We start from the raw sequence: 24,207 nt of genomic DNA, 5'->3' as shown, positions 1-24,207 counted from the left end.
GGTTTTTTTGTACTTTTATAATCATCTTCACAACTCGAACGCAGAGACGAGTGAAATTTAATTTCAAGGTATTCTAAGCTGTGTGTTAGCTTTTCACCCATTTACCGATAGATTCACCTTGCTTCACATTTAATTCTCCTTCTATAACTTCTGAATTAAATGTGATTGAATTCTTTTCAAATAGTAAAATTACTGTTGAACCAAAGGAAAAATAACCGATTTCTTCTCCTTTTTCCACTTTATTTTTTAAATGAGAGGGGTGGATACTATTGACATTCAGAGCTCCAACCTTGATTAATGCCATCCGATTATCTTTATGAACCATTTCTGTAATCAACCTGTAATTTGTCGCCAAAGGCTCTATTCCATAATGGAGTCCCATCGAATTTACAGGTTCAGAATATCTTCCGAGTGCCCACCGATGGATAATTACGCCATCGCTAGGACTGTGAATCCGATGATAATCCTTTGGGGATAAGTACAATACACAATAATTCCCATTAGCATAACGATTTACTGCTGAATCAATGCCTAACATCGTTTTTAAAGAGTGCTTTTTCCCTTTCACAAAAAAATCCGTATCTTTTGTTATTTTTCCAGCATCTTTTATCACTCCATCTACCGGGCTAATAATTTCGTTTTTATCATCACCTATAAATCTACTGCCCTCTTTTAACTCCCTACTGAAAAAGTCACTTAATGAGTCATACTCAGGTAGATTTCTGGCAAGCTCCGCTTCATTAATATGGAAAGTTCTCGAAAAAGATGGAATTAATAACTTACTTACTTTTAATTGGGTAAACCTCTTTAAAATAGCTGTATACAATCTGTTATGAGTTAGTTCTAACATTAGTTTATAAATGTTTTTTTTCATTTTAATTCGTAACTTCCTTCCTATTTTTAATTTCTAAACTGTTTATTATTATTGAGCTAATTAGTTTCGGGACTGAAAATATGGTATAATTACCCTTCAAATATGCTTTTTGCACAATCAAATAATACAATTACGTGTTTCAAAAACGAAAATTATTTTAAATATAATTATACTTGCACTTGCATATGGGCTCGCTTACTTAGGATTATATAATACTAAGTCGTTTATAAAATGACCTTACTTAAAAGATAAGCTACTGAGGAGTGGTTTTACATTCCTGTTTATTATTCTAACACTATCCATTCTATGATCAGTCAATTTTGAAACAAAATATTTCAACAAGCTCCCGTTTTATTGAGTAATTACTTTTTGGAGGATGAAACACGATGCAACTGATTTTATCACATACTAACCTCGATTTTGATGGACTCGCATCAATGATTGCAGCAAAAAAATTATATCCTCTAGCTGAATTAGTACTCCCGTCAAAACTATCATCTGAAGTCGAACATTTTCTAGCCATCTATAAAGATACCTTCGCTTTCCAAAAAAAGCAAAATATCATCTGGGATCGAGTACATGAAGTGATCTTAGTGGATACTAATGACACTAGCAGAACAGGGGATTTTAAGACCAACTTACACAAAGAAATCTCTTATATCATATTTGATCATCACCCAGTCACAGCGGATACGATTTCTTCAACAAAAGGAATAATTGAAAAGGTTGGAGCAACAATCACATTGCTTTCAGAACGTATACAAGCTAATCGAATTTCTATCTCTCCTCTTGAGGCAACAGTATTTTCATTGGGCCTTTATTCTGATACCGGTGCTTTCACCTATCAGCAAACAACATCTCGAGATCTACTCGCAGGTGCTTTCTTTTTAGAACAGGGTGCTAATTTGCGTGTCGTTGATCAATTCCGTGACGCCCCTTTGAATGAAGATCAACAACAACTTTTCCAGCTTTTATTAGACAATAGCGATCTAATATCTATAGACGGCATTGATATCTTGCTTACTAGTAACATTCAAGAACATTACACAGGACACCTAGCTCAAATAACAAGAAAACTCATGCAAGTAACCGGCACAGATGCCGTGTTTTCGGTTGCTCAAATGGGGGATAAAACATTTATCACGTCAAGAGCATCATCAGAACGAGTCAATGTTCTTCCCTTAATATATTCTTTTGGCGGTGGAGGTCATGAAAAAGCTGCCTCCGCTATGGTGAAACATGAAACGGCTAGTCATGTACGTTCTTTAGTTAAGGGCAAACTTACATCCATTGTTAAACCATCATTAGTTGCAAAAGATATGATGTCGAGTCCAGTAAGGGTCGTAGCACCACAAACAACCATTGTGACAGCTTCAAAAATGCTCTATCGCTATGGGCACACAGGCTTTCCTGTCGTGGAAAATGAAAAATTAATAGGTGTAATCTCTAGAAGAGATATGGATAAAGCTCTTCATCACCAATTAGGACATGCACCTGTGAAAGGTTACATGAGCCACCAGCCCATTACCATTGGTTTGAATGAAAACATTGAGCAAATCCGCGAATTCATGATCGAAGACGATATTGGTCGCTTGCCAGTGATACATAACAAGCAGTTAGTAGGTATCGTCTCACGATCAGATGTGATTCAAGCCATGCATGGAAAAAAAGGCGTGAACGTAACTCACAGTCATTCTAACGCTTCTCCGTTGAAACGTCAGCTCATTGAAACGATGAAGAGGTACCTCTCACCAACAGTCTTTCAATTATTACTTATTATCGGTGAAGAAGCAGATCATTTAGAAATGAAAGCTTATCTTATTGGTGGCATGGTAAGAGACCTCTTGTTAGAAAGTGAAAATGAAGATATAGATGTTGTAGTAGAAGGAGACGGTATTTCGCTCTCTTTTCATTTGCAAAAAATATATGGGGGTAAAGTCCGTCGTCATGACGAATTTCGCACGGCCACATGGCTTCATCCTTCTGGGTTCAAAATCGATTTAACTAGTGCTAGGACAGAATACTATGATTTTCCTGCTGCACTCCCAAAAGTAGAAATGTCTACGATTAAAGAGGATTTATTTCGCAGAGATTTTACGATTAATGCTATGGGCATCTGCCTTCACAGAGAAGAATTGGGTGAACTGCTTGATTACTTCCATGGATTTGAAGATTTGCGAAAGGGTAAACTTAAGGTACTTTATAACTTAAGTTTTGTCGAAGATCCTACGCGTATATTACGAGCGATTCGATTTGAAAGCCGTTTTAAGTTTGAAATGGATTCTCAAACAGGTAGACTCGCCACTGAATCAGCAAATAATCTAGCATCTGTTTCAAAAGCCCGTTTATCAAACGAACTCGCTCGGCTTTTTTATGAAGAAGATGCATCCTTCGCGATAAGGAGGATACATGAGCTATCTTTACCTAAGTTTTTCGTCAGCAAACCTGCCGAAGAATCGATTGCAAAAAATCAAATAGCGCTGCTTTTTAAATGGCAACAATTTTTCAAAGCAAAAAAAATACCGATTCATCAATCCGTTTGGATATGTTATATGTTTTTTCTGACTGCACAAAAAGAAATTGGCCAAACAGGAGTTGAAGGATATTGTTCAACAAAAGAAGATAGACATACATTAGATAATTTAGTAACTCTCAAGAGTAATGAAGGTAGTTATGACTTATATAACGGTCAGAAAATAACGATAGCAGATTTACACAGAACATTTGTGAACTATAAACTTGAGCCACTATTAGGTTTTTTTTCATTATATCCCGCAAAGAACAATCGTCATTTATTTCACTATTTACTTGAACGCGAAAGTTTGGAAAGAATGCTATCAGGAAATGACTTGAAAGAAATAGGACTAAATCCAAGTCCATTATTTAGGGAAATTCTGTTCTTTTCAGAAATAATACAATTGGAAAATCCAACTATAACCAAAAGTAAATTGTTAGAAAAAGTTAAATTAGAATTCTCACTTAAGTAGAAAATTTAACACTATAATGAGAATTAACACCCTTCTTCCTCGATCTAAATAATTTTTTCTTTAATATGGACCGTATTTGTTGATCTTAAAATTTCAGTCGATTATAATATGTATTGGACAGACTTACGATGACTTAAGAGATAGCGTTATTAGTATTCTTTTGATTAGTGCTATTTAATATAAGAGGCAATTACATTAAAAGACGGATACTAAGTGAATTGTTTCACTTGACATATATTCTATTTCATGTAAAATATAATATGTGTTAAATAATAATCATTATAAATAACAAGGAGAGATATAACATGGCTGAAAAAAGAATGGTCGCTAAACAGGCTCCAAGATTTGAAATGGATGCAGTTATGCCTGACAAGGAATTTAGAAAAGTATCATTAGAGGAAAATATGAAGAATGATAAATGGACTGTACTTTTCTTTTATCCAATGGACTTCACATTTGTATGTCCAACGGAAATCACTTCTCTCAGTGATCGCTACGACGAGTTCGAAGATTTAGATGCAGAAGTTATTGGTGTTTCAACAGACACTGTGCACACTCACCTCGCATGGATCAATACGCATCGTGACGACAATGGTTTAGGAGACTTAAATTATCCATTAGCCGCCGATACAAATCACAAGATTGCTCGTGATTATGGTGTACTTATTGAAGATGAAGGTGTTGCCTTGCGTGGATTATTTATTATTAGTCCTGAAGGTGAATTGATGTATGCAGTTGTCAATCACAATAATATCGGACGAGATGTAGAGGAAACATTACGTGTTCTTCAAGCCCTTCAAACGGGTGGACTTTGTCCAGCAAACTGGAAACCCGGTCAAGCTACGTTGTAATCGTTTTTGATCACGAAATCGTCCTCATGTTTGGACGATTTCGTTTTGTATGTTTTAACCAATTAAGAGAACAATAAATAAATGAATAGATAGAAAGGAAGTGGCACTTCATGAAACTTCGTGCACAAATGCCTGAATTAGATGGTGCGACAAAATGGTTAAATGGAGAAGTTAAGAAAGATCAATTAGTAGGAGACAAACCTACTCTAATTCATTTTTGGTCAGTCAGTTGTGGTTTATGTAAAGAAGCTATGCCTGATGTCAATGAATTCCGGGACGAATACGACGAAGAGTTAAATGTTATTGCAGTTCACATGCCACGCTCTGAGAAAGATTTGGATCTGAGTCTTATTGAAGCAACCGCTCAGGGCCATGACATTAGTCAACCTATTTTCGTTGATAGTGAACATAAATTAACCGATGCTTTCGAGAACCAATATGTACCTGCTTATTATGTATTTGACGAACAAGGTCAGCTTCGCCATTTTCAAGCTGGTGGCGGCGGGATGAAAATGCTTCGTAAACGAGTTAATCGTGTCCTCGGAAAAGAAACGAAATGATTTCAAAAGATGACTAAAAAGTACGGATAGAGTATGACTACTCCTTTCGTACTTTTTTATACTTTGAGAATGTTTAACTTAGCTAAAGGATTAAAGTATAAGATAAACTAAGGCTTTCGCCATGAAGGACTTGGCGACAAGCCAAGTTTTTCTAATTTATGAATTAGTCGGAGTTTGGAATACTACTCCCTTTTTAGGGAGCAAAGCCACTTCTTTAATATGCAAATGACGCGCTTCACGTAAATTCACAAATTCAGATTTAATTTTTATTAAAGGTCGATTAATTTCTTCTTTAAAGAGTTGAATAATGTGACCTTTTCTTCCGTCAGTTAACTCAACTTCATGACCAATATAACCCCTAAGAATATGGTCAACAAAAGGAAAAACAATTTCACCGTTTAATTTCCCTCGGTATACCTCTTTGACGAGCTCATCAAGAGCATCAAAAGGAGAACGCTTTGTTTGATAGACTCTTTCTGATGACATCGCATCATAAGTATCAGCAACAGAGATAATTTGTGTTAAAAAAGTGATATTCCCACGCATCAAACCTAAAGGATAACCAGAGCCATCTAGTCTCTCGTGGTGATAAAGTGTTCCGTCCATTAAAGTTTGATCTTTTCCTTGCATTTGTTGCAGAATTTCTTTTCCATAAATTGTATGCATTTTCACTTCTTCAAACTCTTCCTTTGTCAAAGGTCCTTCTTTATTTAAAACTTGCAATGAGACTTTCATTTTACCGATATCATGTATGAATCCTATTTCAGCTAACTTTAAAGATGTACGATATGGGAGGTTTAAAATTTTCCCGATCGTTGCAGCCATTAATCCAACATTAATACTATGTCGATATGTGTATTCATCATGACCTTTAATGTGGCGAAGTCCAAGAAAAATATCAGGGCCATGAAGGACTTTTTCAAGCAATGGTGTAAAAGGTACCATGAATTCTTGTAAAGAAGGTACCTCTTTTGTTAATGCAGCTTGGAATAGTCTCTTGATCTCAATCAAGTTGGTATTGTATTGTTCAGATAATTCTTGATCAAAAAGGTGCTTCGTTTGTTCATCAATTGGTTCTTCCATTTGTTTTTCTAATGTAATTTCTTGTATATTATGGTTTTTTAATATTGGAAAGTGCCAATGTGTAATTATTATTCCTTTTCGAAGTAAAAAATGACCTGATTCTGATATAACATCATCCGCCAATGACCTTCCAATTATAGATTCATTCCACTGATCTTGCTTGGCCAGTTCCATAGACCCACCTCGTCCAAACGTATATTTTGGTATTATTTTCTATATACTGTTAATATACCATATTTTTAGAGCAACTTTTATACTTATTAAAAATTCCACATATAAGAACCAGTTCTTTAGGGCTATTTTTTTTGTGACCGTCATAAATTAAACTAATCAAATCTTTTGCTTGCTATTAAAATGCGAAGTTGTTCAATACCCTATTTACAAAGCTTTTGCATCTTATTCTGCACTATGGTACGTTTATTTCAGTTAATTTATTTGAAAGGATGATAACTATGAGCGTACATATTGGTGCAAAACAAGGAGATATTGCTGAATCAATTTTACTACCTGGTGATCCTTTGCGAGCAAAGTTTATTGCCGAAAATTTTCTTGAGGATGTTACTTGCTATAATGAAGTCCGTGGAATGCTAGGTTTTACAGGTACTTATAAAGGAAAGCGGGTCTCTGTTCAAGGAACAGGAATGGGGGTTCCTTCAATCTCCATCTACGTCCACGAATTAATTAATAGTTATGATGTAAAAAATTTAATTCGAGTCGGAACGTGTGGTGCGATACAAAAAGATGTCAAAGTAAGAGATGTTATCCTCGCCATGAGCGCAACAACTAATTCAGGTGCAAATAGACATCATTTTAAAGGTATGGATTTTGCACCGACGGCAAGTTTTGACCTGTTAAAGAAAGCTTATGATGGCGCAAAAGAACACGAGATGAACGTTAATGTTGGCAGTGTGTTCACAAGTGATATTTTCTATAACGAAGATAAGGAGATCATCCCTTTACTTGCTGCTCATCAGGTACTTGCTGTTGAAATGGAAACATCTGCACTCTATACGATTGCAGCTCGTTTTGGTGTCAATGCATTGTCTGTTTTGACTGTGAGTGATCATATCATAACAGGTGAAGAAACAAGTTCTCAAGAACGTCAAGAAACGTTTAATGAAATGGTTGAAGTGGCTTTAAGTGCTGCTGTGGCCGAATAATAAGTAAAAAAAGAACGGTCGTTGTATGATGAACGACCGTCCTTTTTTATGTTTGGGCTTCTTTTAATCTTCATTGTTGATTATAAAAATCTGCAAGACATGCATGCAGAAAAAGCAATAGCTGAAGATCCTCTCAAAACAATCAATTTAATAAATTAACTCTATAAATCCTTCACGAGAAATTCTTCCGAAATAATAAGTCATATCCAAATCAGCCAATGCCTTATGAATCGCATTTTTCTCATAAGTAATGTTCATCAGCATCTTCTCAACCTCGCTAACGTCTCCCACACCGAAGAAATCACCAAATATTTTACACTCTTGGATGATTCCTTTTGACACATTTAACCGCACGTCTATCGTACCAGCATCAAATCGCTTTGAACGTTGCAAATCGAATTTTGGCGATTTCCCGTAATTCCAATTCCAATTCTTGTAACGGTCTTGTGATATTTGGTTAATTCCTCGCCAATCCTCTTCCGTTAATTTATATATTTCAACTTTTCCCTCTGGAAAAATAGACTCAAGCAATACTTTTTTGAGTTCATCGACCGTAAGTTTTTCTTCTAAAAATTCATTTATGTTTGCCACACGACTGCGAATCGATTTAATACCTTTCGAACGGATCTTTTCCTCATTGACATTTAAAGCATCAACTACTTTTTCAATTTCTGAATCCAGAAGTAGCGTTCCATGACTGAACATTTTACCTTTTGTTAAGTATTGGGCATTTCCTGAAATTTTTCGCTCCCCGACGTGAATGTCATTTCTACCGCTTAATTTTGCATCAACTCCCAGGTTGGCCAATGCTTTGGTGACTGGTTCAGTGAATTTTTGAAAATTAGAGAAGCTATCTCCATCATCTTTCGTCAAAAAACTAAAATTTAAATTTCCTAGATCATGGTACACAGCTCCTCCGCCTGACAGGCGTCGAATTACTTGTATCCCTTCTTTATCCACATAGTCTTTATTTATTTCTTCGATCGTGTTCTGATTCTTACCTATAATAATTGACGGTTTATTTACATAAAAAAGCAAATACGTCTCATCAATTGGCAAATTTCTTAGTGCATATTCCTCAATTGCTAGATTAATCGATGGATCAGTAATATTTTCATTATCTATAAATTTCATTATATGCCTCCTTGTCTAAATACCTTTGTGATTATTTTAACATAATTGTACTGAAAACATTATAAGGTTTGCTTTGTTACTCCATCTGTCGGTAAAATCACTCTAATTATTGTGCCATGATTTCGTTCACTCTTGACATTAATTGAACCTCCGTCCAATTGGACTAGCCGCTTAGTTATCGCCATTCCTAAGCCTGCACCATGATCCGACTGATTTGTATTTGTACCACTTATGTAAATATCACAGATTAAATAAAAGGATCGAGTGGGAAAACTAACCCACTCGATCCTTTTTAGTGTTTTTTCTGATCTTACATAATTTAATCATCTTTATCCGTTCGATAGGCTGCTTTTTGATGACGATAAAACTCATGAAACAGCTTCATTAATGCACGTTTTTCAATACGTGACACATAGCTCCTTGAAATCCCCAATTCTTTAGAGATTTCACGCTGCGTTTTATCCTCTTGCATATCAAGTCCGAAACGTCCAACAATAACCTCTTTTTCCCGTTTATTTAACACATGAATGTATTGATAAATTTGTTTCTTCTCCATCTTTAGTTGAATCTGGTCAACCAAGTCTTCCGTTTCCGCCTGAAGCACATCGATCAAACTAATTTCATTCCCTTCTTTATCTTGGCCAATAGGGTCATGCAGCGAAATATCTTTACGAACTTTTTTTAGCGCACGAAGGTGCATGAGGATTTCATTCTCAATACATCTCGCTGCATAGGTCGCGAGTTTCGTTCCTTTTCCTGAAGAATAACTTTCTATTGCTTTAATAAGACCAATCGTACCTATTGAAATTAAGTCTTCCGTATCTTCTTTTGTGTTCTCAAACTTCTTGACGATGTGTGCCACTAAGCGAAGGTTGTGTTCAATAAGTAAATGCCTTGCCTCCTCATCTCCATCCTTCATTAACTCAATGTATTTCTTTTCGTCCTTTTGACTTAGTGGCTGCGGAAATGCGTTGTTTCTGACAAATGACACAAACACGAGCAATTCCTTCACAAAATGCGTAACTGCAACAAGAATACTGGACATGCTGCCACATCCCTCCTTTGCCTCGTGATATATGTATATGCCTAATAGAAGGGGGCCGTGTCTGTCTATATTAGGGACTACTGAATAACTCAAGTTTTCCAAAGAAGGAACTGTATTTATCAGAGTGGGATGCCTCTTTCATGGCTTCGCTTTCCGCGGTGAAGTCGTCAAGCCGCTTCGGGCAAATGCCCTGTAGGGTCTTGCCAGGACTTCCAATACCGCAGGAGTCTTGCCATGAAAGAGGCATCCCTAGTGTTTATAGTAGGAAAAGCTCTTTAACCTGCAAGATTTATGGGCTATATTACGATCATTCCTTTTCACTTAACTACGATAAAGTAGGCGGAAACCACTGTCCCGATCAGTATTATTAGTTATTCAGTAACCCCTATATTAATTGTGATAAATTCTCATTGGTTAGAAAAGGCGGTTCACCTAAAAAAATAATCCTCTCCTGCTTGTCAGCAAGAAAGGATTATTTCAGTACTACTCTACTTTAAATCGGTTAACAACTTTCTCTAAGTCTTTCATTGTTGTTGCTAAGCTTTCTGACAAGCTACCGAGTTCTTCCGCTGCAGCAAATTGCTCTTCGGTAGTCGCGGTAACTTCCTCTGTTGCTGCTGAAGTCACTTCCGTAATTCCAACCATATCGGATATTGCTTTCTCAACTCTACCCCTCGTCACATCCATTGTCTGAATTGACGTTTCCATAGATTGCGTTGCCTTAAAAATATCCTCCGTATCTTTTATTATTTGATCAAACGACTGCTTCGTTCCATCAACAGACTTCGTTTGTTCAGCAAAAAGAGCGACGGAAGTTTGCACTAAGTTAACAGAATTACTCGTCTGACCTAAGATATTTTTAATAATATCCTCAATCTTTTTTGTAGATTGCTTTGATTGCTCTGCCAATTTTCTAACTTCATCAGCAACAACAGCAAAACCTTTTCCAGATTCACCGGCTCTCGCTGCTTCAATGCTAGCATTTAAGGCTAGTAGGTTTGTCTGATCACTAATATCATTGATCATTGATACAACACCTTGAATCCCATTAACTTCTACATTTAACTTTTCAATCGATGTTTTTATTTCTGAAATATTATTCCCTACACTATGATTCTTTTTCGTAAGTTCTTCCATATAATCCATCGAATTTTCACTTGATTTTTTTGTATTAGTTGCAGCTTGAGATACTTCATTCACATTTTCACCAACACCAAGAACTTCTTTTGACAGCCCTTGCATTTCTTGATTCGTTTTCTCTGAATAGTCTACTTGCTCCATCGCTCCATTTGCTACCTCTTCGATTGAAGAAGCAATTTGGTCCGCTGTCTGAGATGATTGAATTGATATCGTTCTCAATTTCTCTGCACTTTTAACAGCGTACGTAGACATTTTTTTATTTTCCAAAATAATTTCTTTAATATTTGCTAACATATTATTAAAACTATTTCCTAACTGTCCTATCTCATTTTTGCCAACTTCATCTGTACGAACCGTTAAATCTCCTTGTTCGGCTCTCTTCATCAAGTTTACAATTCGATCAACAGGTTTTGTTACCGACAATGTTACAATCACACCTATTATACTTGCAATTACTGCAAAAATAATAACAATAATGGTGACATATTGAATCACATCATTCATTTCCTGCATTAATACTGACCGTGGTGTAGAGACAACCACTTGCCATCCATTCAAAATAGAATGTGTTGACATGACTGCGTCTTCATTTTCTTCGTTCACAGAATATTCTTTTCCAACTTCATCTGGAAAACTACTTGAAACTATTCGATTCTGATCGTCGATAATATATAGTTCTCTTTCTGTTTCTTCTTCTCCTTCAGTAATAAACACATCATCAAACAAACTTCCATCAATTCTTAATACAACTACTCCATCCATAACACTTCTTAGAACAATCAAATCATCAACAGTATCTTCTTCACCTGTCGCTAACCAAACGGTACTTCCATTTGCAAATTGTTCATCTGGATCTGAGCTTATTAGTTCATCAATGCCCAACGAAGTTGTCCGCCCTAATAATTCCCCCTCATCATTTACAAAAAATAGTTCCTCTAAATCAGATTCCCCCACAAGAATTGCAGAAAAATATTCCTGTATTTCTCTTTTCTCTTGAAACTCATCCCCACCATCAATCTGATCAAAATCTTGAGTCAACTGTCTATAAAAATTTTGGTCATTAACCGGTCTCAAAGCAAGATCTTCCATTTGTTCGATTGTCCGATTGACATTTTCAGTCATTTGATAACCGATATCCTCACTCATTTCAGACACTTTATCTTCTAGAGTACTTTTCGATACACTATATACAATACTCGCAATAATTACACTCGGAATAACACTTAATAGAATAAATGAAAGCATTAATTTATACTTCAAAGACATTTTTCCCGACCGATTTTTTCTATTCATTTTCCCAGCAGATGGAATTTTTTTTAATTTATTGAAAAATGACAACTGCGGTATTCTATTTTTTATTTTATTAAAAGCCAAGCCCTCTCACCCCTCGTTTTTTATGCAAACTTGATAGACGTCCCAATATACCTCCTTTAAGTAGTAGATATAATTACTTAGATATTTTTCAAATACCGACGGCTTTTTGTAAATATATAAACCTTTTTTCTCAATAAATGAAATAATGATAACGATTGCAAAAAACTAAAGCCGTTATACATGAGTAAATAGTCCTTTTATTATCATAGCAAATAGATGATATCTTGTCTATTGCATTAGCAAAAATATATTTATTTCTACCAATTTATTTCATGATTTATAAAATAATAGGATAAAGATAGGATCTCTATTAAATCTTATTATGTGAATCTAATCCATGAGACTTTGGAAGAACAAGACTACGATATTTTTACAATAACTACCTCAAACTGCTTTTCTTGCTAGTCAGCTAATATTTAAAGTAACATAAAAGAGGTAGTGATTTTCTCTATCAATTTATTTTAGGAGTGATTCGATGAATTTTGTAACACTCAATAATGGTCTAAAAATGCCACAACTTGGTTTTGGAGTTTGGCAAGTAAAAGACGATGAAGCAACACCTGCAGTAAAAAATGCGATTGAAACAGGGTTTCGCTCAATTGACACGGCAATGATTTACAAAAATGAACGTGGTGTTGGAAAAGCGATTAGTGAAAGTAATATACCTCGCGAAGAATTATTCATTACTACAAAAGTTTGGAATGGTGATCAAGGATACGAGAAAACATTAAAAGCGTTTGATGATAGTTTAGAGAGATTAGGGTTAAACTACATCGATTTATATTTGATTCATTGGCCGACTCCAGACTTTGATAATTATGTTGACACCTATCGGGCAATGGAGAAGTTGTATAAAGATGGACGAGTTAAAGCGATTGGAGTTTGTAATTTTGATATCGATCATTTACAACGTATCTTAGATGAATGCGAAATTACACCTGTAATAAACCAAGTAGAATGTCACCCATTTTTTGCGCAGAATGAATTGAAGTTGTTCTGTAAAAAACATGATATTTATGTTGAAGCTTGGAGTCCTTTAATGCAAGGCGGAGAAGTGTTAAATCATCCTATCGTTCAAGGACTTGCTCGAGACCATAACAAAACTGGTGCGCAAATAATTATTCGTTGGCATTTGCAAAACGAAACGATTGTGATTCCAAAATCAGTCACACCATCACGTATAGAAGAGAACTTTAGTGTGTTTGATTTTGAATTAACAGATGATGAAATGGAGATTATCAACAATCTAGACCGTGGCACACGAACAGGAGCTAAACCTTCTGAATTGCATGCAAGGTGATTTATTAGTCGAAAAAGCTTGCACTTGGTATTATCCAAGGTGCAAGCTTTTGTATTTAGGGACTACTATTTGCAAAGACGATACTGTATTTATCAGAGAGGAATGCCTCTTTCATGGCTTCGCTTTCCGCGGTGAAGTCGTCAAGCCGCTTCGGGCAAAACATGTGTCTCTTCCTCTGCTAAAGCTCTGAAGCGGCATCCGTCGAGACAACTCGAAGCTTACTCGTGAAGTAAACGCTCGACCCTGCAGGGTCTTGCCAGGACTTCCAATACCGCAGGAAAGAGCATTTGCTTTGTCTAATCGTTTGCAAGTAACTGCGTAAATAGAGGCGGTAACCCTCATAACAATCAGTATTTTTAATTATTCAGTAAACCTTATTTTATGCGTTCAAACCATTTTTTTTGCTGCTGTTGCTAATCGATCATAAAGGGCAATTTCTTCCTCAAATATCGTTTGATCTAGTAGTTCTGTTTGTTCAGGATTAGCAAAATTAAAGTCGACAGAAGCTTCGAATTCATATGTTGCATTTCCTCGAAGTCGAATAAAATACTGTCCGTGATCATCCTTTTTTACAAGACATTGAACCATTCCACCAGGATTTAATACGAGTATTTTTTCGTCGAATGTATTTAGACCCAATAAACATGAAACAAGGCTAGATGCTGACATTGCCGTTCCACATGCATTTGTTAAACCTACTCCTCGTTCATATGTTTGAACATAGATTTGGCCATCGGCTACTTTCTTTAAAAAACTAACATTCACACCATTAGGTAATACATCTTTTAATATATTCGCCTTTTCACCTATATTTTGCACTTCACTAACATTAACCTCATCAACCACTGTCACGATATGCGGATTTGGTACACTTAAGCCGGTAAACTTCAGATGTGATGGTAGCCCTTCAATTACTTGGTCAATATGATCTGCTTGGTTAGAAACCAGCGGTATTGTTTGCGTGCTTAATGATACCGGTTCAATCGCCACCTCAAACGTTACAATATCGTCAAAGATATCATCTACGTGTGCAACCGGAAGATCTGCTTTCATTGTTTCTATAATCAGTTCTTCCTTATCTAGTCGTTCGATGACATACCTGGCAACACATCGTAAACCATTTCCACACATTTCAGCTTCAGAACCGTCTGTGTTAAACATACGCATTTTTGCATCTGCATGTTGGCTATCTTGAATAAATAATATTCCATCAGAACCAACTGTTTTATCTCTTCCAGCCAGTTGCTTAGAAAGAACAACCCGCTCCTCTTCCGAAAAAGAGTATTGCCCATTCATCTCATCAATAATAATAAAATCATTTCCCGAACCATGACATTTTAATATTTCTATGATCATTTTCTTATACACTCCTTTATTGAACAAATTCTAATAAAAGCCAGAGGCACCTTGAAAATCTGTGGTGCTTTCTTTGTCGTTCAATTCCTTCATCATAATCGGTATTAGTCTAATTGGCAACGTAAGGACTTATAATTTTCTACGTCCGCTTTTGAACTGTTGTCAAAAGTAATGGATTAGAAGATAGTCTAAATCTATTACACACAAAAACGACCCATCCATTTGGAATTCGGGTCGTTTTCCTTTCTACTATATGCTCGTTAACAACAGTCACTCTCGTTACCTTTCATCACCAAACCGCCGCCCTCTGGCGATTCTTGGAATTCAAGACCCATCGAAGCAGTCTGTCCGTGAATGTTCTTATCAAAGGCAACTTGAATACCATTGATCTCTTCTACAATATCATCACCTGTTGGCTCATCCAGAGCCAAACCTAGTTGAGGACCGCCTCAACCCATGCCAGAGATAAAGATTTTAATGTTTTTTGCGCCTTGTTCGTTCATCACTCCTTGAATAAATTCTTTAGCTTTATCTGTAATGTTCATATTCTCACCTCTATATTAGTATCTAATCAACGTTATTTTAACAAGAATAGAAGTAAAACTCAACGAGCTTGCTCACTCTGTTTTTAAACCGTTAATAAACGTTTCCGCATTATGGCGAATCATCTTCAAATACGTCTCTGCTCCAGATCCTTCTTGCCCCACAGCATCTGTATAAACTTCTCCAGCTATTTCTACACCGGCGTCACTTGATACAGTCTCCATATAACGCTGATCAACCGTTGTTTCAACGAAAACAGCTGGAATTTCTTCGTCTTGAATAATATCTATTAAACGGTTAATTTGGCCTGTTGTTCCTTCTTCATGCGAGTTAATTTCCCAAATTCCCTCTGTATGGAAACCGTAAGCTTCTCCGAAATATTTAAACGCATTTTCACTAACAATTATCGTACGGTATTCCTCAGGAATTTCAGGCACACTTTCCTCTATCCATTGATCTAATTCATCAACTTCCTCTAAGTAGGCCTCAGCATTTTCACGATACACTTCTTCACCATCTGGATCTCGTTCAATTAAGTCATTTAGTAAACGATTCACATAATGATGTGTATTTTTGGGGCTTAACCATGCATGTGGATCAGGTGCTTCTTCCCCTAGAAGTGGAATTTCAGTAATGTCATCTGACAATGAAATGACATCGGTATCAGAAGCATTATCAACAACTTTCTCCAGCCATTCCTCCAGTCCCATACCATTTACATAAAAGACATCGGCATCACTTACATTACGAAAATCACTAGGAACTGGTTCATATTCATGAGGTTCCTCGCCAATCGGAACAATATAATCAATCTCTCCACGGTCTCCCATCACTTCACCGATGATATCAGCTAATACTGAGAAACTTGTTGTCACATACAAACCTTCATCCGTTCTAGTTTCTTGTTGATTCTCATCACTTCCACAACCTGCTAAAATAATTACAGAAGCAAATAGTGATGATAAAAGCACTTTTAATTTCGTCATTTTCTCACACTCTCCCTTTAGTTAAGTTATTTTAATTGTTTCCTAAAAATGAATTATCGATCTCAACATATGAATTCCCATTAAAATTGTGCACTCAACTAATGAAGTTTACAACGGGTCATTTTTTTAACTTAAACTATAAAAGTTGCACTAAGGAAACTTATTAACTAAATCTCATTATACATATTGGGATCAATGTTGTAAAGAACAATTTTATTGTTGAAACAGTAAAAAACCTTCACGATTTGTGAAGGTTTTTTACTACTTATTTTCGATAATGTAGCCATAGGTAACTTTCTCTTTCATCCGTTATATCTAGATCCCTTCGATACTCTGGTGCACTTTCCAATTGATCACGAGTAACGTCGATCCTAATTCTAGCTGCTGCCCATTCAATTTCTTTAATCCACTGTGGTGATATGAGAACCTTCTTACCACCTGGAAGCCATTTTTTCGTATCAGCGATGAAATAATTGATTCGAAATGATGATTCATCAACTAGCAAATCATCAATCTTTCCAAACGTACCATCGTTAACAGCCAATTCGTACCGTGTCACATGTCTAGCTTCATGTACACGAGGATTATCGTCTTCCATCGTCTCTTCTGTTACCTGAACTTCTTGTTGTGACATCTCTCGCGCTGTATTAGCTGATCCCCAAACACCACTTCCAATCCAATAAGGATTCATTCTGTAGTATAGGCTGAAATCATGTTCTCGTTTTCTTGAAACAGGTTCTTCTCCAAAATCTGGCGCTTTTTTCGCTTCATCTTTGGAAATGGACAATCGGATTGTTTCATTCACGTGATCAATCTTGTCAATTGAAACCGGTGACACAAATAATTTTGCTGATAAAAATGTCGCTCCAGTTTTAATGACGATGTAACGAACGGTCCACATCTCTTCATCGAAATAGACGTCCTCTACTTGACCAAATGCACCATCATTTCCGAACACAGTATAAGACGTTAACCAACTATAGTGTAAAAGCATCGGAAAACCAACCTTTCTATACACAAATTGACTTATCACTTTATCGCGAAAGCCCTCTTTGCAGTTATACTGTTGACTATAAAACATGGCCCCAACGGTATAAAAAGAAGATTAGTTTTCTTTTCCCATCACGTCGAAATGAAAAACATACTATTTATCGATTCCCGTTAAGCAAGGTCAATACCATTGATTGTTGTTGATTTACATGCATTAGCATCGACATTGATACTTGTTGTAATAACTGGTGTTTAACTAGCCCCATCATTTCAGAGGCTATATCAGCATCACGAATTCTTGATTCAGATGACGTTAGTTGAACTTCATAATTCGTTAAATGATTGTACGTATGCTCCAAGCGATTTTCATACGATCCTAACCTTGAACGAGCAGAGGAAAGCGATTGTATAGCAGTATCCAATCGCTCTAGTGCGTTGTTAGCTCCTTCACTTGTCGATACATCGATGCCTTCAAGTCCTAAGTTAGCTACACTTGTGTTAGGAAGTTCAATCGTCATCGTCTGTCCTGCATTCGCTCCCGTTTGCAGACGAATCTCTCCGCCTTGATGAAGAGGCCTTGTATTAAATTCTGTTTTCTCGGACGTTGCACCGATTTCTGCAAGCAGTTGATCTATCTCTTGCTGAATCACCAGCTTATCCTCGGGAGAATTTGTCCCGTTTGCTGCTTGAACGCTCAATTCTCTCACACGTTGCAAGATCGAATGCTGTTCATTCAATCCGCCTTCCGCAGTCCTTATTAATGAAACACCATCTAGTACATTTCTTTGCGCTTGTTGTAAGCCCCGAACTTGTGCACGCATTCTCTCAGATATCGCCAACCCCGATGGATCATCGGCTGCTCGATTAATCCGCTTCCCAGAAGATAGTCGTTCCATATGTTTCATCGTCTGCTGCTGGTGGATTCCTATATGTCTTAAGGCAAACCGCTGCATCATTCCGATATTTCGTAGCATCGTCCTTCTTCCTTTCTTTTCATCTATTCTTTATATCGGCAGATCGGACATAATATCGGACTGTTTTCAAAAATTTATTTTTAAACGCTTGGGTTTCACAATTATAAACTCTTTGCTAGTAGGAAGTAACTACCAAAGATGTCCTAAAGTAATTGCGTTTACATATATAAAAGTATTTCGGAATCCGAATTTTTTTGTTAAGATAATAAGAAGATTATGATGAGAGGAGATTAACGATGATTAAACACCCCATGTCTATACATGATTTACGAAATATTAACGTACTAAATGAACCACAAATGGCACCTGATGGCGAGACCATTGCGTTTGTAAGTCAATTCATAACCGAGAAAGATGAGTATACATCACACCTATTTCTACAAAAAAATCAAACGGAGCTACCTAGTCAATGGACCTTTGGAGAAGGTAAAGTAATGTCACCGCGCTTTTCACCTGATGGCCAATCGATCGCGTTCGTTTCTAATAGAGGAAAGAAAACAAAACCGCAAATTTACCTACTTTCGTTATCTGGAGGTGAAGCTAAACAATTAACGGATTTACCTAATGGCGCAAGTCAACCATTTTGGTCGCCTGACTCAACAAAAATAATGTTTACAACCTCTTTTCAAAAAGGTGATTCGCCAGATAAACAAAAGGAAAACACGGAGAAGGAAACGCAGAATAGTGATAAATCTCAGCCGCTCGTCGTTGAGCGTTTAAAATATAAATCAGATGCGTCTGGATTTTTAGACGAAAAAAATAAACAACTCGCTATCTATAACGTCCAAGATGATTCAATGACATTTCTGACTGACGATTCCTTCGATCATGAACCGTCTGGTTGGTCTCCTAATGGAAACGCCATTACGTATTTTTCTAACAAACAAGGAGATCAACACCTCGTTTCTGATATTTATCTTTTAGATCTTTCTACAAATAAACATCGTTGCTTAACTAATGGTAAAGGAATGTATTCACATGCAACATTTTCTCCTAATGGTCAAATGATCGCATGCTTCGGTCATGAGAAAGAATATGCTGGAGCAACTCACACAAAAATTTGGACGATTGATATTTCCTCAGAGAAGAAATCGTGCATAACAAACAATTGGGACGTTCATGTGAGTGATTCTGCAATTGGTGATATTAGATCTGGTAATCCTAATCCTGGTCCTATCTGGTCAAATGATGGAAAGTCATTTTATGCTTTGGCAAGTGAATCGGGAAATACGAACCTTTACCAAATTACGATTGATGGTAAAATCGATCAAATTACGCAAGGAAACCATCACGTTTATGGGTTTGATATTAATAGCGAACAAGACACAGCTATCGTCGGTATTAGTTCTCCTATCAACCCAGGCGAATTGTATATGTATGCTCTAAACTCACGTTCGTCGGAAAAAATGACTGCCATGAATGATGATTTTCTTGAGAAAGTCCAAGTGCAACAACCGGAAGAAATTCAATTCAAAGCAAAAGATGGTTTGACACTTCAAGGTTGGTTATTAAAACCTGTTGGCTTCAAAGATGGTGAAACCTATCCAGGTGTACTAGAAATTCACGGTGGCCCACATGCGATGTATGGAAATACTTTTTTTCATGAGCTTCAATTGTTGGCTGCGAGGGGATATGCTGTATTTTATAGTAATCCAAGAGGTAGTTACGGCTATGGGCAATCTTTTGTAAATGCTAATCGCGGTGACTACGGTGGAATGGATTATGAAGATCTTCTCTCATTTACCGATGCGATCGTTGAGAAGTACTCATGGATCGATGAGAAGCGCTTAGCAGTGACAGGAGGGAGTTATGGTGGGTTCATGACAAATTGGATCATCGGGCATACAAACCGATTCAAAGTCGCTGCTACACTCCGCTGTATTTCAAACTGGACCAGTTTTTATGGAGTAAGTGACATTGGCTATTTCTTCACCGAATGGGAAGTAGGCACTGATGTGTTAACTGATCCTGAAAAACTATGGTATCATTCACCTTTGAAATACGTGAACCAGATGGAAACACCTTTGTTAATTATGCATGGTGAAAAAGATTTTCGCTGTCCTATCGAACAAGGTGAACAATTATTTGTTGCTTTGAAACATCGAGGACAAGAACCGAGATTTGTCCGCTTCCCAGAAGCAAACCATGAACTTTCACGAAGCGGACCTCCTCATTTACGTTTTGCTAGGTTAGAGGAATTAATGAACTGGTTTAAGAAACACATATGACGAGACTAGCCAGATGACTTCTTGAAACTATAGTCATCTGGAATACCCTCTATTTGCTTTATAAAGTAGATCAAAAAAAGAGTCTGGCTTATCCATGGATAAGCCAGACTCTTTTTCTATTATTTTTCAAATAATCCTGCTTCAATTAATGCATCAATAAATTCATCGTCTTGCTCGCCATCAAAATCAAATTCTACAACTTGCCCAGGTTGTAATGATAACGCTAACAAACCTAGTAAACTTTTTGCATCAATAACCCAATGGTCTTTCTTGATAAGAATTTTTCCAGTGTAACGACTAGCATGGTTAACGAGTAAACTTGCAGATTCAGCGAAAATTGGCTTAATTACAGTAAGTTTCATCCAAACACCTCCGACATATTTATTCTGTCATTATACCTAATATTTACTACTATGCCAAGGAGGAATTGAAAATGAGCAAAAATAGATTGTATTTGGTATGATTATTTTAAAGATAGAATCAATGGAAGTGGTGGTCTATTCATGCATAACATACCTGACTCAATGAGAAAATATTTTAAACAAAGAAAAGCTAACATCCTCAATCATGACAATTACAATCGTTTTGCTATTTTTGTTCCGTTAATGATAAAAGATGGAGAATTGCAAATTATTTTCCAAATTCGTTCCCGTCATGTTCGTCAACCTGGGGAAATCTGTTTTCCTGGTGGAAAAGTAGAAGAAACAGACCCTTCTACTTCGTTTGCTGCTATTCGTGAATTAAGTGAAGAATTGGGGGTTCCAGAAAATAACGTTCAACTTCTAGGTGAACTTGATTATATGGTTACTCCTTTTCATTTTATGCTTTTCCCTTATATCGGAACACTTCCAAGCAACACAGAATTTCATTTGAATAAAGGGGAAGTAGAAGACATCTTTTTTGCACCTGTTTCAACATTGATGAAAATGACACCAAAAGTACACGACATTAAACTTGAAATGCAACCAGATAATAACTTCCCCTATCACCTTATTCCTAATGGTGAAGACTATTCTTGGCGTAAGGGCGCCGTAAGTGAAGAATTTTACGAATACAATGGCCATGTCATCTGGGGACTAACAGCTAGAATTCTCACGCATGTTCTTATCGAACTCAGCAAAGATTATTCAGCCAAATAGCACGAACCATTTATCATATTGAAAAACCACAACCTTGGGAGGTTGTGGTTTGAATAAATCTATTTATCAAGCGAATTATTCATCACTTTCATGGATAACTTTCATTGCTTTTTTAGAGATAAGGTGCATAATAACCGATAATACCAATAATAATCCAGTACCAGCAAGTAGAATAGCTTGTGCATTCACTAGTGTAGATTCATTAGGCAAAACGATACCTACCATTAGAAATCCAGAGAGTGCTAATAAAATAAACGCAAAGCGTCGATAATCATCTGCTTTATGCTGTAACTTCATTTCCTGTTTTTCCGTCATAGTAATCACCTCTCATTTATACTGATCAATGAATCTATCAATAGTATAACATGAGGAATGACCTTGTCGGTTTAGTAATGATTTCCGTATTATCCATAGTTTAATCTAACTAAAAAACTATGTTAGATTTACAGGTGCTTTGAAGATTAGGCGTAAGCTGTGAGGCGACAACATCTCACTTCTGTTTTCGAAACTCTTCTAACATTAAAATGACCAACTTCGCAGAATGAACAGATGCCGTCTCTAAGAACTCATCATAAGAAACTTTGGCGTCTTTTCCTGCAATATCAGATAAGGAACGGATGATCACAAATGGTGTTTGAAATTGATGGCATACTTGAGCGATTGCTCCTGCTTCCATTTCTGAACAAGATGGATCATTGAATTTGCTTCGTACTTCTTCTACTCGATCATGGTCGCTCATAAAGGAGTCTCCTGAAATGACTAATCCTTTCACTGCATGGATTCCTACTTCCTTGGCACACTCTTCAGCGATATTAATTAGTGAGCTCTCAGGCTCATAAAAAGAAGGCATTCTTGGCACTTGACCGAATTCGTAGCCAAATACTGTCGCATCGACATCGTTATAACGAACTTCCGTTGAAATTACGATATTACCTACTGCAAGCTCTTTGTGAAATCCACCTGCGGACCCTGTGTTAATAATATAATCAGGAAAATATAACTGATTCATTAATGTCGTGCTGATCGCTGCATTGACTTTGCCAATTCCAGATTTAGATAGAATGACTTCCATTCCATTTATCCGTCCAAGATAAAATTCACACCCTGCGATAATTGCTTCTTCCGTAACACTCATTTCTGTCTTTAATAACTCGACTTCTTCCTCCATTGCACCAATAATTCCTATTCTCATGAATAAAACACCTTTCCTTTTCACATTTGCTCCCACTATCATAGCGAATTTGTCTTGATAGAACAAGCAACGATTCACTTTTGTTCCATTGTCTCTAACACACAAATGGGGTAAAATTAACATGAAATGGAGTGATAAAAGTGATATTTCAACCAGATCAATTAAAAGACAAAGTAGAAATGTTCGAAACATCCAGTCTAAGAGAACTTGAAGACCGAATTTCTAAGAAGATTGACGATAACCAGGCAATTTTACTCGACGTTCATCGTGTCTCACATCAACTTACCATCGATCCAACTACAGGAAAGAAAATATATACTGCGGTCGTTCATTTTAAGAAGAGATAGATCGAATTTTCGTTATATTGTTAATAGCTACTCCTTAAAGTAGAATGATTATCGCCCTATCCAATGAGAAATAGCAGAAACTCACAAGGCTGTTTTAACTAGCTTAAGAAATAATAACGAAAAGGTCAGTTGCGATTGAGTCGCATTCTGACCTTTCTTCATTAACTATCTGTGAGGATTGGAGGATAATTTCTCCATACTAGTCGGCATCCATCCTTCGTTTTCAACCCACTCTATGATGACTTGATATGGTTCATTTGCGTTTTCAGAAGTACTTACCGTACCTATCACCGTTTGATTCCCACCATTTTCAACTCGCCACACGACCATATCGTCGTGATTAATTCCTGTTGCATAAGAGAGAGCACGATCCATCTCTTCACGGTTTACAGTCCCCGAGTCAAAATTCATTGTAAATTGTTCTCCTTGAGCAGTACCAATCGGCTCCCATTCGCCGTCTTCTGTCTCAGGAGTGTCCTCGTTCTCGTTTTCGTTATTTTCTTCATTTTCATTATTCGATTGATTCTTTTCTATTTCCACTGAATCTTTTTCAGCATCATTTACTGAATTATTACTATCAATAGAAATATCTCCTGAATTACCTGTATCTCCACTTTCATTTAAATTCGAATCAGTAGACTCATTTTCCGCTGCTTCTTCAGAAGTTGATGCATCATCTGATCCTCCACCTATAATAAGAGTTCCTGCAATAAATACAATTAATAATGCTACAATACCGATTGAAATATTATAAAATGAATTGATTTTTTTCTTTTTGCGCATATCTGTTCGTTGAGGGGGATTACTCCCATATCGACTCATGGATTTCACTTCCTCCTTTTTAGTGCTTGTACATTTATATTATTATAATGCATTTATCAGATATATTCGAGATTTGTTTAAAAACTTTGACCGTACATGTGAATGTATTGAAATTTTTAAAT

General features: G+C 36.6%; 23 protein-coding genes. 8 read left to right on the top strand and 15 right to left on the bottom strand.

The window, feature by feature from the left end; genetic code table 11:
• Window positions 1–85 precede the first annotated feature (85 nt).
• A complete protein-coding gene (locus ACM26V_RS23995; RefSeq protein ID WP_416149275.1) occupies window positions 86–874 on the bottom strand; it encodes a phosphatidylserine decarboxylase in 789 nt (262 codons plus the stop codon).
• 386 nt (window positions 875–1,260) lie between these two features.
• On the opposite strand from ACM26V_RS23995, the gene ACM26V_RS23990 reads away from it, so the two are divergent.
• The 3 genes from ACM26V_RS23990 (at window position 1,261) to ACM26V_RS23980 (ending at window position 5,272) form a co-directional block, all read left to right on the top strand.
• Window positions 1,261–3,861 (top strand): CBS domain-containing protein, encoded by a 2,601-nt coding sequence (locus ACM26V_RS23990; protein WP_416149274.1) that lies wholly within the window; start codon window positions 1,261–1,263, stop codon window positions 3,859–3,861.
• Between the two features lie 305 nt (window positions 3,862–4,166).
• Window positions 4,167–4,712 carry a peroxiredoxin gene (locus ACM26V_RS23985; protein WP_416149273.1) on the top strand — a complete coding sequence of 182 codons (546 nt, stop codon included), beginning with the start codon at window positions 4,167–4,169 and terminating at the stop codon, window positions 4,710–4,712.
• A gap of 110 nt (window positions 4,713–4,822) precedes the next feature.
• On the top strand, window positions 4,823–5,272 hold the full coding sequence (locus ACM26V_RS23980) for a TlpA disulfide reductase family protein (protein WP_416149272.1): 450 nt from the start codon (window positions 4,823–4,825) through the stop codon (window positions 5,270–5,272).
• Window positions 5,273–5,428: 156 nt separating this feature from the next.
• Here the strand turns inward: ACM26V_RS23980 and ACM26V_RS23975 are convergent, their stop codons facing one another.
• Window positions 5,429–6,529, bottom strand: a complete 1,101-nt coding sequence (locus tag ACM26V_RS23975; RefSeq protein WP_416149271.1) for an HD-GYP domain-containing protein — start codon at window positions 6,527–6,529, stop codon at window positions 5,429–5,431.
• Window positions 6,530–6,807: 278 nt separating this feature from the next.
• Between ACM26V_RS23975 and deoD the strand changes: the two genes are divergently transcribed.
• Window positions 6,808–7,515 carry a purine-nucleoside phosphorylase gene (deoD, locus tag ACM26V_RS23970; protein ID WP_416149270.1) on the top strand — a complete coding sequence of 236 codons (708 nt, stop codon included), beginning with the start codon at window positions 6,808–6,810 and terminating at the stop codon, window positions 7,513–7,515.
• A gap of 147 nt (window positions 7,516–7,662) precedes the next feature.
• Here deoD and ACM26V_RS23965 read toward each other — a convergent pair whose 3' ends face one another.
• The 4 genes from ACM26V_RS23965 to ACM26V_RS23950 form a co-directional block, all read right to left on the bottom strand.
• On the bottom strand, window positions 7,663–8,649 hold the full coding sequence (locus tag ACM26V_RS23965; protein ID WP_416149269.1) for a lipoate--protein ligase: 987 nt from the start codon (window positions 8,647–8,649) through the stop codon (window positions 7,663–7,665).
• 59 nt (window positions 8,650–8,708) lie between these two features.
• Entirely contained in the window at window positions 8,709–8,834 is a 126-nt protein-coding gene (locus ACM26V_RS23960; protein ID WP_416149268.1) for a hypothetical protein, read from the bottom strand.
• 134 nt (window positions 8,835–8,968) lie between these two features.
• Window positions 8,969–9,694, bottom strand: a complete 726-nt coding sequence (gene sigK, locus ACM26V_RS23955; RefSeq protein ID WP_416149267.1) for an RNA polymerase sporulation sigma factor SigK — start codon at window positions 9,692–9,694, stop codon at window positions 8,969–8,971.
• A gap of 483 nt (window positions 9,695–10,177) precedes the next feature.
• Window positions 10,178–12,208, bottom strand: a complete 2,031-nt coding sequence (locus ACM26V_RS23950) for a methyl-accepting chemotaxis protein (protein WP_416149266.1) — start codon at window positions 12,206–12,208, stop codon at window positions 10,178–10,180.
• 475 nt (window positions 12,209–12,683) lie between these two features.
• Here ACM26V_RS23950 and ACM26V_RS23945 point away from each other — a divergent pair, with 475 nt between their 5' ends.
• A complete protein-coding gene (locus ACM26V_RS23945) occupies window positions 12,684–13,508 on the top strand; it encodes an aldo/keto reductase (protein ID WP_416149265.1) in 825 nt (274 codons plus the stop codon).
• A 387-nt stretch (window positions 13,509–13,895) separates the two neighbouring features.
• Here the strand turns inward: ACM26V_RS23945 and dapF are convergent, their stop codons facing one another.
• The 5 genes from dapF to ACM26V_RS23920 form a co-directional block, all read right to left on the bottom strand.
• On the bottom strand, window positions 13,896–14,864 hold the full coding sequence (gene dapF, locus ACM26V_RS23940) for a diaminopimelate epimerase (protein WP_416149264.1): 969 nt from the start codon (window positions 14,862–14,864) through the stop codon (window positions 13,896–13,898).
• Between the two features lie 260 nt (window positions 14,865–15,124).
• Window positions 15,125–15,295, bottom strand: a complete 171-nt coding sequence (locus ACM26V_RS23935) for a hypothetical protein (protein WP_416149263.1) — start codon at window positions 15,293–15,295, stop codon at window positions 15,125–15,127.
• Between the two features lie 186 nt (window positions 15,296–15,481).
• On the bottom strand, window positions 15,482–16,393 hold the full coding sequence (locus ACM26V_RS23930) for a metal ABC transporter solute-binding protein, Zn/Mn family (RefSeq protein WP_416149262.1): 912 nt from the start codon (window positions 16,391–16,393) through the stop codon (window positions 15,482–15,484).
• A gap of 265 nt (window positions 16,394–16,658) precedes the next feature.
• Window positions 16,659–17,387 (bottom strand): PRC-barrel domain-containing protein, encoded by a 729-nt coding sequence (locus tag ACM26V_RS23925; protein ID WP_416149261.1) that lies wholly within the window; start codon window positions 17,385–17,387, stop codon window positions 16,659–16,661.
• Between the two features lie 154 nt (window positions 17,388–17,541).
• Window positions 17,542–18,357 (bottom strand): flagellin, encoded by an 816-nt coding sequence (locus ACM26V_RS23920; protein ID WP_416149260.1) that lies wholly within the window; start codon window positions 18,355–18,357, stop codon window positions 17,542–17,544.
• A 236-nt stretch (window positions 18,358–18,593) separates the two neighbouring features.
• Between ACM26V_RS23920 and ACM26V_RS23915 the strand changes: the two genes are divergently transcribed.
• Entirely contained in the window at window positions 18,594–20,585 is a 1,992-nt protein-coding gene (locus ACM26V_RS23915; protein ID WP_416149259.1) for a S9 family peptidase, read from the top strand.
• A gap of 119 nt (window positions 20,586–20,704) precedes the next feature.
• Here the strand turns inward: ACM26V_RS23915 and ACM26V_RS23910 are convergent, their stop codons facing one another.
• On the bottom strand, window positions 20,705–20,947 hold the full coding sequence (locus ACM26V_RS23910; RefSeq protein ID WP_416149258.1) for an HPr family phosphocarrier protein: 243 nt from the start codon (window positions 20,945–20,947) through the stop codon (window positions 20,705–20,707).
• Window positions 20,948–21,109: 162 nt separating this feature from the next.
• Between ACM26V_RS23910 and ACM26V_RS23905 the strand changes: the two genes are divergently transcribed.
• Window positions 21,110–21,724: an NUDIX hydrolase gene (locus ACM26V_RS23905; RefSeq protein WP_416149257.1), complete on the top strand. Its 615-nt coding sequence runs from the start codon at window positions 21,110–21,112 to the stop codon at window positions 21,722–21,724.
• 75 nt (window positions 21,725–21,799) lie between these two features.
• Here ACM26V_RS23905 and ACM26V_RS23900 read toward each other — a convergent pair whose 3' ends face one another.
• Both ACM26V_RS23900 and mtnN read right to left on the bottom strand, forming a co-directional pair.
• Window positions 21,800–22,039, bottom strand: a complete 240-nt coding sequence (locus ACM26V_RS23900; RefSeq protein WP_416149256.1) for a YrhC family protein — start codon at window positions 22,037–22,039, stop codon at window positions 21,800–21,802.
• 175 nt (window positions 22,040–22,214) lie between these two features.
• Window positions 22,215–22,916: a 5'-methylthioadenosine/S-adenosylhomocysteine nucleosidase gene (mtnN, locus tag ACM26V_RS23895; protein ID WP_416149255.1), complete on the bottom strand. Its 702-nt coding sequence runs from the start codon at window positions 22,914–22,916 to the stop codon at window positions 22,215–22,217.
• A gap of 131 nt (window positions 22,917–23,047) precedes the next feature.
• On the opposite strand from mtnN, the gene ACM26V_RS23890 reads away from it, so the two are divergent.
• Window positions 23,048–23,263, top strand: a complete 216-nt coding sequence (locus tag ACM26V_RS23890) for a DUF2536 family protein (protein WP_416149254.1) — start codon at window positions 23,048–23,050, stop codon at window positions 23,261–23,263.
• 165 nt (window positions 23,264–23,428) lie between these two features.
• Here ACM26V_RS23890 and ACM26V_RS23885 read toward each other — a convergent pair whose 3' ends face one another.
• Complete coding sequence (locus tag ACM26V_RS23885; protein WP_416149253.1) at window positions 23,429–24,085, bottom strand: YrrS family protein; 657 nt, start codon at window positions 24,083–24,085, stop codon at window positions 23,429–23,431.
• Window positions 24,086–24,207 lie beyond the last annotated feature (122 nt).

This window comes from Salipaludibacillus sp. HK11 (assembly GCF_047795645.1).
GTDB lineage: Bacteria > Bacillota > Bacilli > Bacillales > Salisediminibacteriaceae > Salipaludibacillus.
The sequence above is the reverse complement of the archived record's forward strand: the minus strand, read 5'-3'. Positions and strand labels throughout refer to the sequence as shown.

Coding starts and splice junctions, on each gene's coding strand:
- ACM26V_RS23995 (WP_416149275.1), bottom strand. CDS start 874: ATGAAAAAAAACATTTATAAACTAATGTTAGAACTAACTCATAACAGA.
- ACM26V_RS23990 (WP_416149274.1), top strand. CDS start 1,261: ATGCAACTGATTTTATCACATACTAACCTCGATTTTGATGGACTCGCA.
- ACM26V_RS23985 (WP_416149273.1), top strand. CDS start 4,167: ATGGCTGAAAAAAGAATGGTCGCTAAACAGGCTCCAAGATTTGAAATG.
- ACM26V_RS23980 (WP_416149272.1), top strand. CDS start 4,823: ATGAAACTTCGTGCACAAATGCCTGAATTAGATGGTGCGACAAAATGG.
- ACM26V_RS23975 (WP_416149271.1), bottom strand. CDS start 6,529: ATGGAACTGGCCAAGCAAGATCAGTGGAATGAATCTATAATTGGAAGG.
- deoD (WP_416149270.1), top strand. CDS start 6,808: ATGAGCGTACATATTGGTGCAAAACAAGGAGATATTGCTGAATCAATT.
- ACM26V_RS23965 (WP_416149269.1), bottom strand. CDS start 8,649: ATGAAATTTATAGATAATGAAAATATTACTGATCCATCGATTAATCTA.
- ACM26V_RS23960 (WP_416149268.1), bottom strand. CDS start 8,834: ATGGCGATAACTAAGCGGCTAGTCCAATTGGACGGAGGTTCAATTAAT.
- sigK (WP_416149267.1), bottom strand. CDS start 9,694: ATGTCCAGTATTCTTGTTGCAGTTACGCATTTTGTGAAGGAATTGCTC.
- ACM26V_RS23945 (WP_416149265.1), top strand. CDS start 12,684: ATGAATTTTGTAACACTCAATAATGGTCTAAAAATGCCACAACTTGGT.
- dapF (WP_416149264.1), bottom strand. CDS start 14,864: ATGATCATAGAAATATTAAAATGTCATGGTTCGGGAAATGATTTTATT.
- ACM26V_RS23930 (WP_416149262.1), bottom strand. CDS start 16,393: ATGACGAAATTAAAAGTGCTTTTATCATCACTATTTGCTTCTGTAATT.
- ACM26V_RS23925 (WP_416149261.1), bottom strand. CDS start 17,387: ATGCTTTTACACTATAGTTGGTTAACGTCTTATACTGTGTTCGGAAAT.
- ACM26V_RS23920 (WP_416149260.1), bottom strand. CDS start 18,357: ATGCTACGAAATATCGGAATGATGCAGCGGTTTGCCTTAAGACATATA.
- ACM26V_RS23915 (WP_416149259.1), top strand. CDS start 18,594: ATGATTAAACACCCCATGTCTATACATGATTTACGAAATATTAACGTA.
- ACM26V_RS23910 (WP_416149258.1), bottom strand. CDS start 20,947: ATGAAACTTACTGTAATTAAGCCAATTTTCGCTGAATCTGCAAGTTTA.
- ACM26V_RS23905 (WP_416149257.1), top strand. CDS start 21,110: ATGAGAAAATATTTTAAACAAAGAAAAGCTAACATCCTCAATCATGAC.
- ACM26V_RS23900 (WP_416149256.1), bottom strand. CDS start 22,039: ATGACGGAAAAACAGGAAATGAAGTTACAGCATAAAGCAGATGATTAT.
- mtnN (WP_416149255.1), bottom strand. CDS start 22,916: ATGAGAATAGGAATTATTGGTGCAATGGAGGAAGAAGTCGAGTTATTA.
- ACM26V_RS23885 (WP_416149253.1), bottom strand. CDS start 24,085: ATGAGTCGATATGGGAGTAATCCCCCTCAACGAACAGATATGCGCAAA.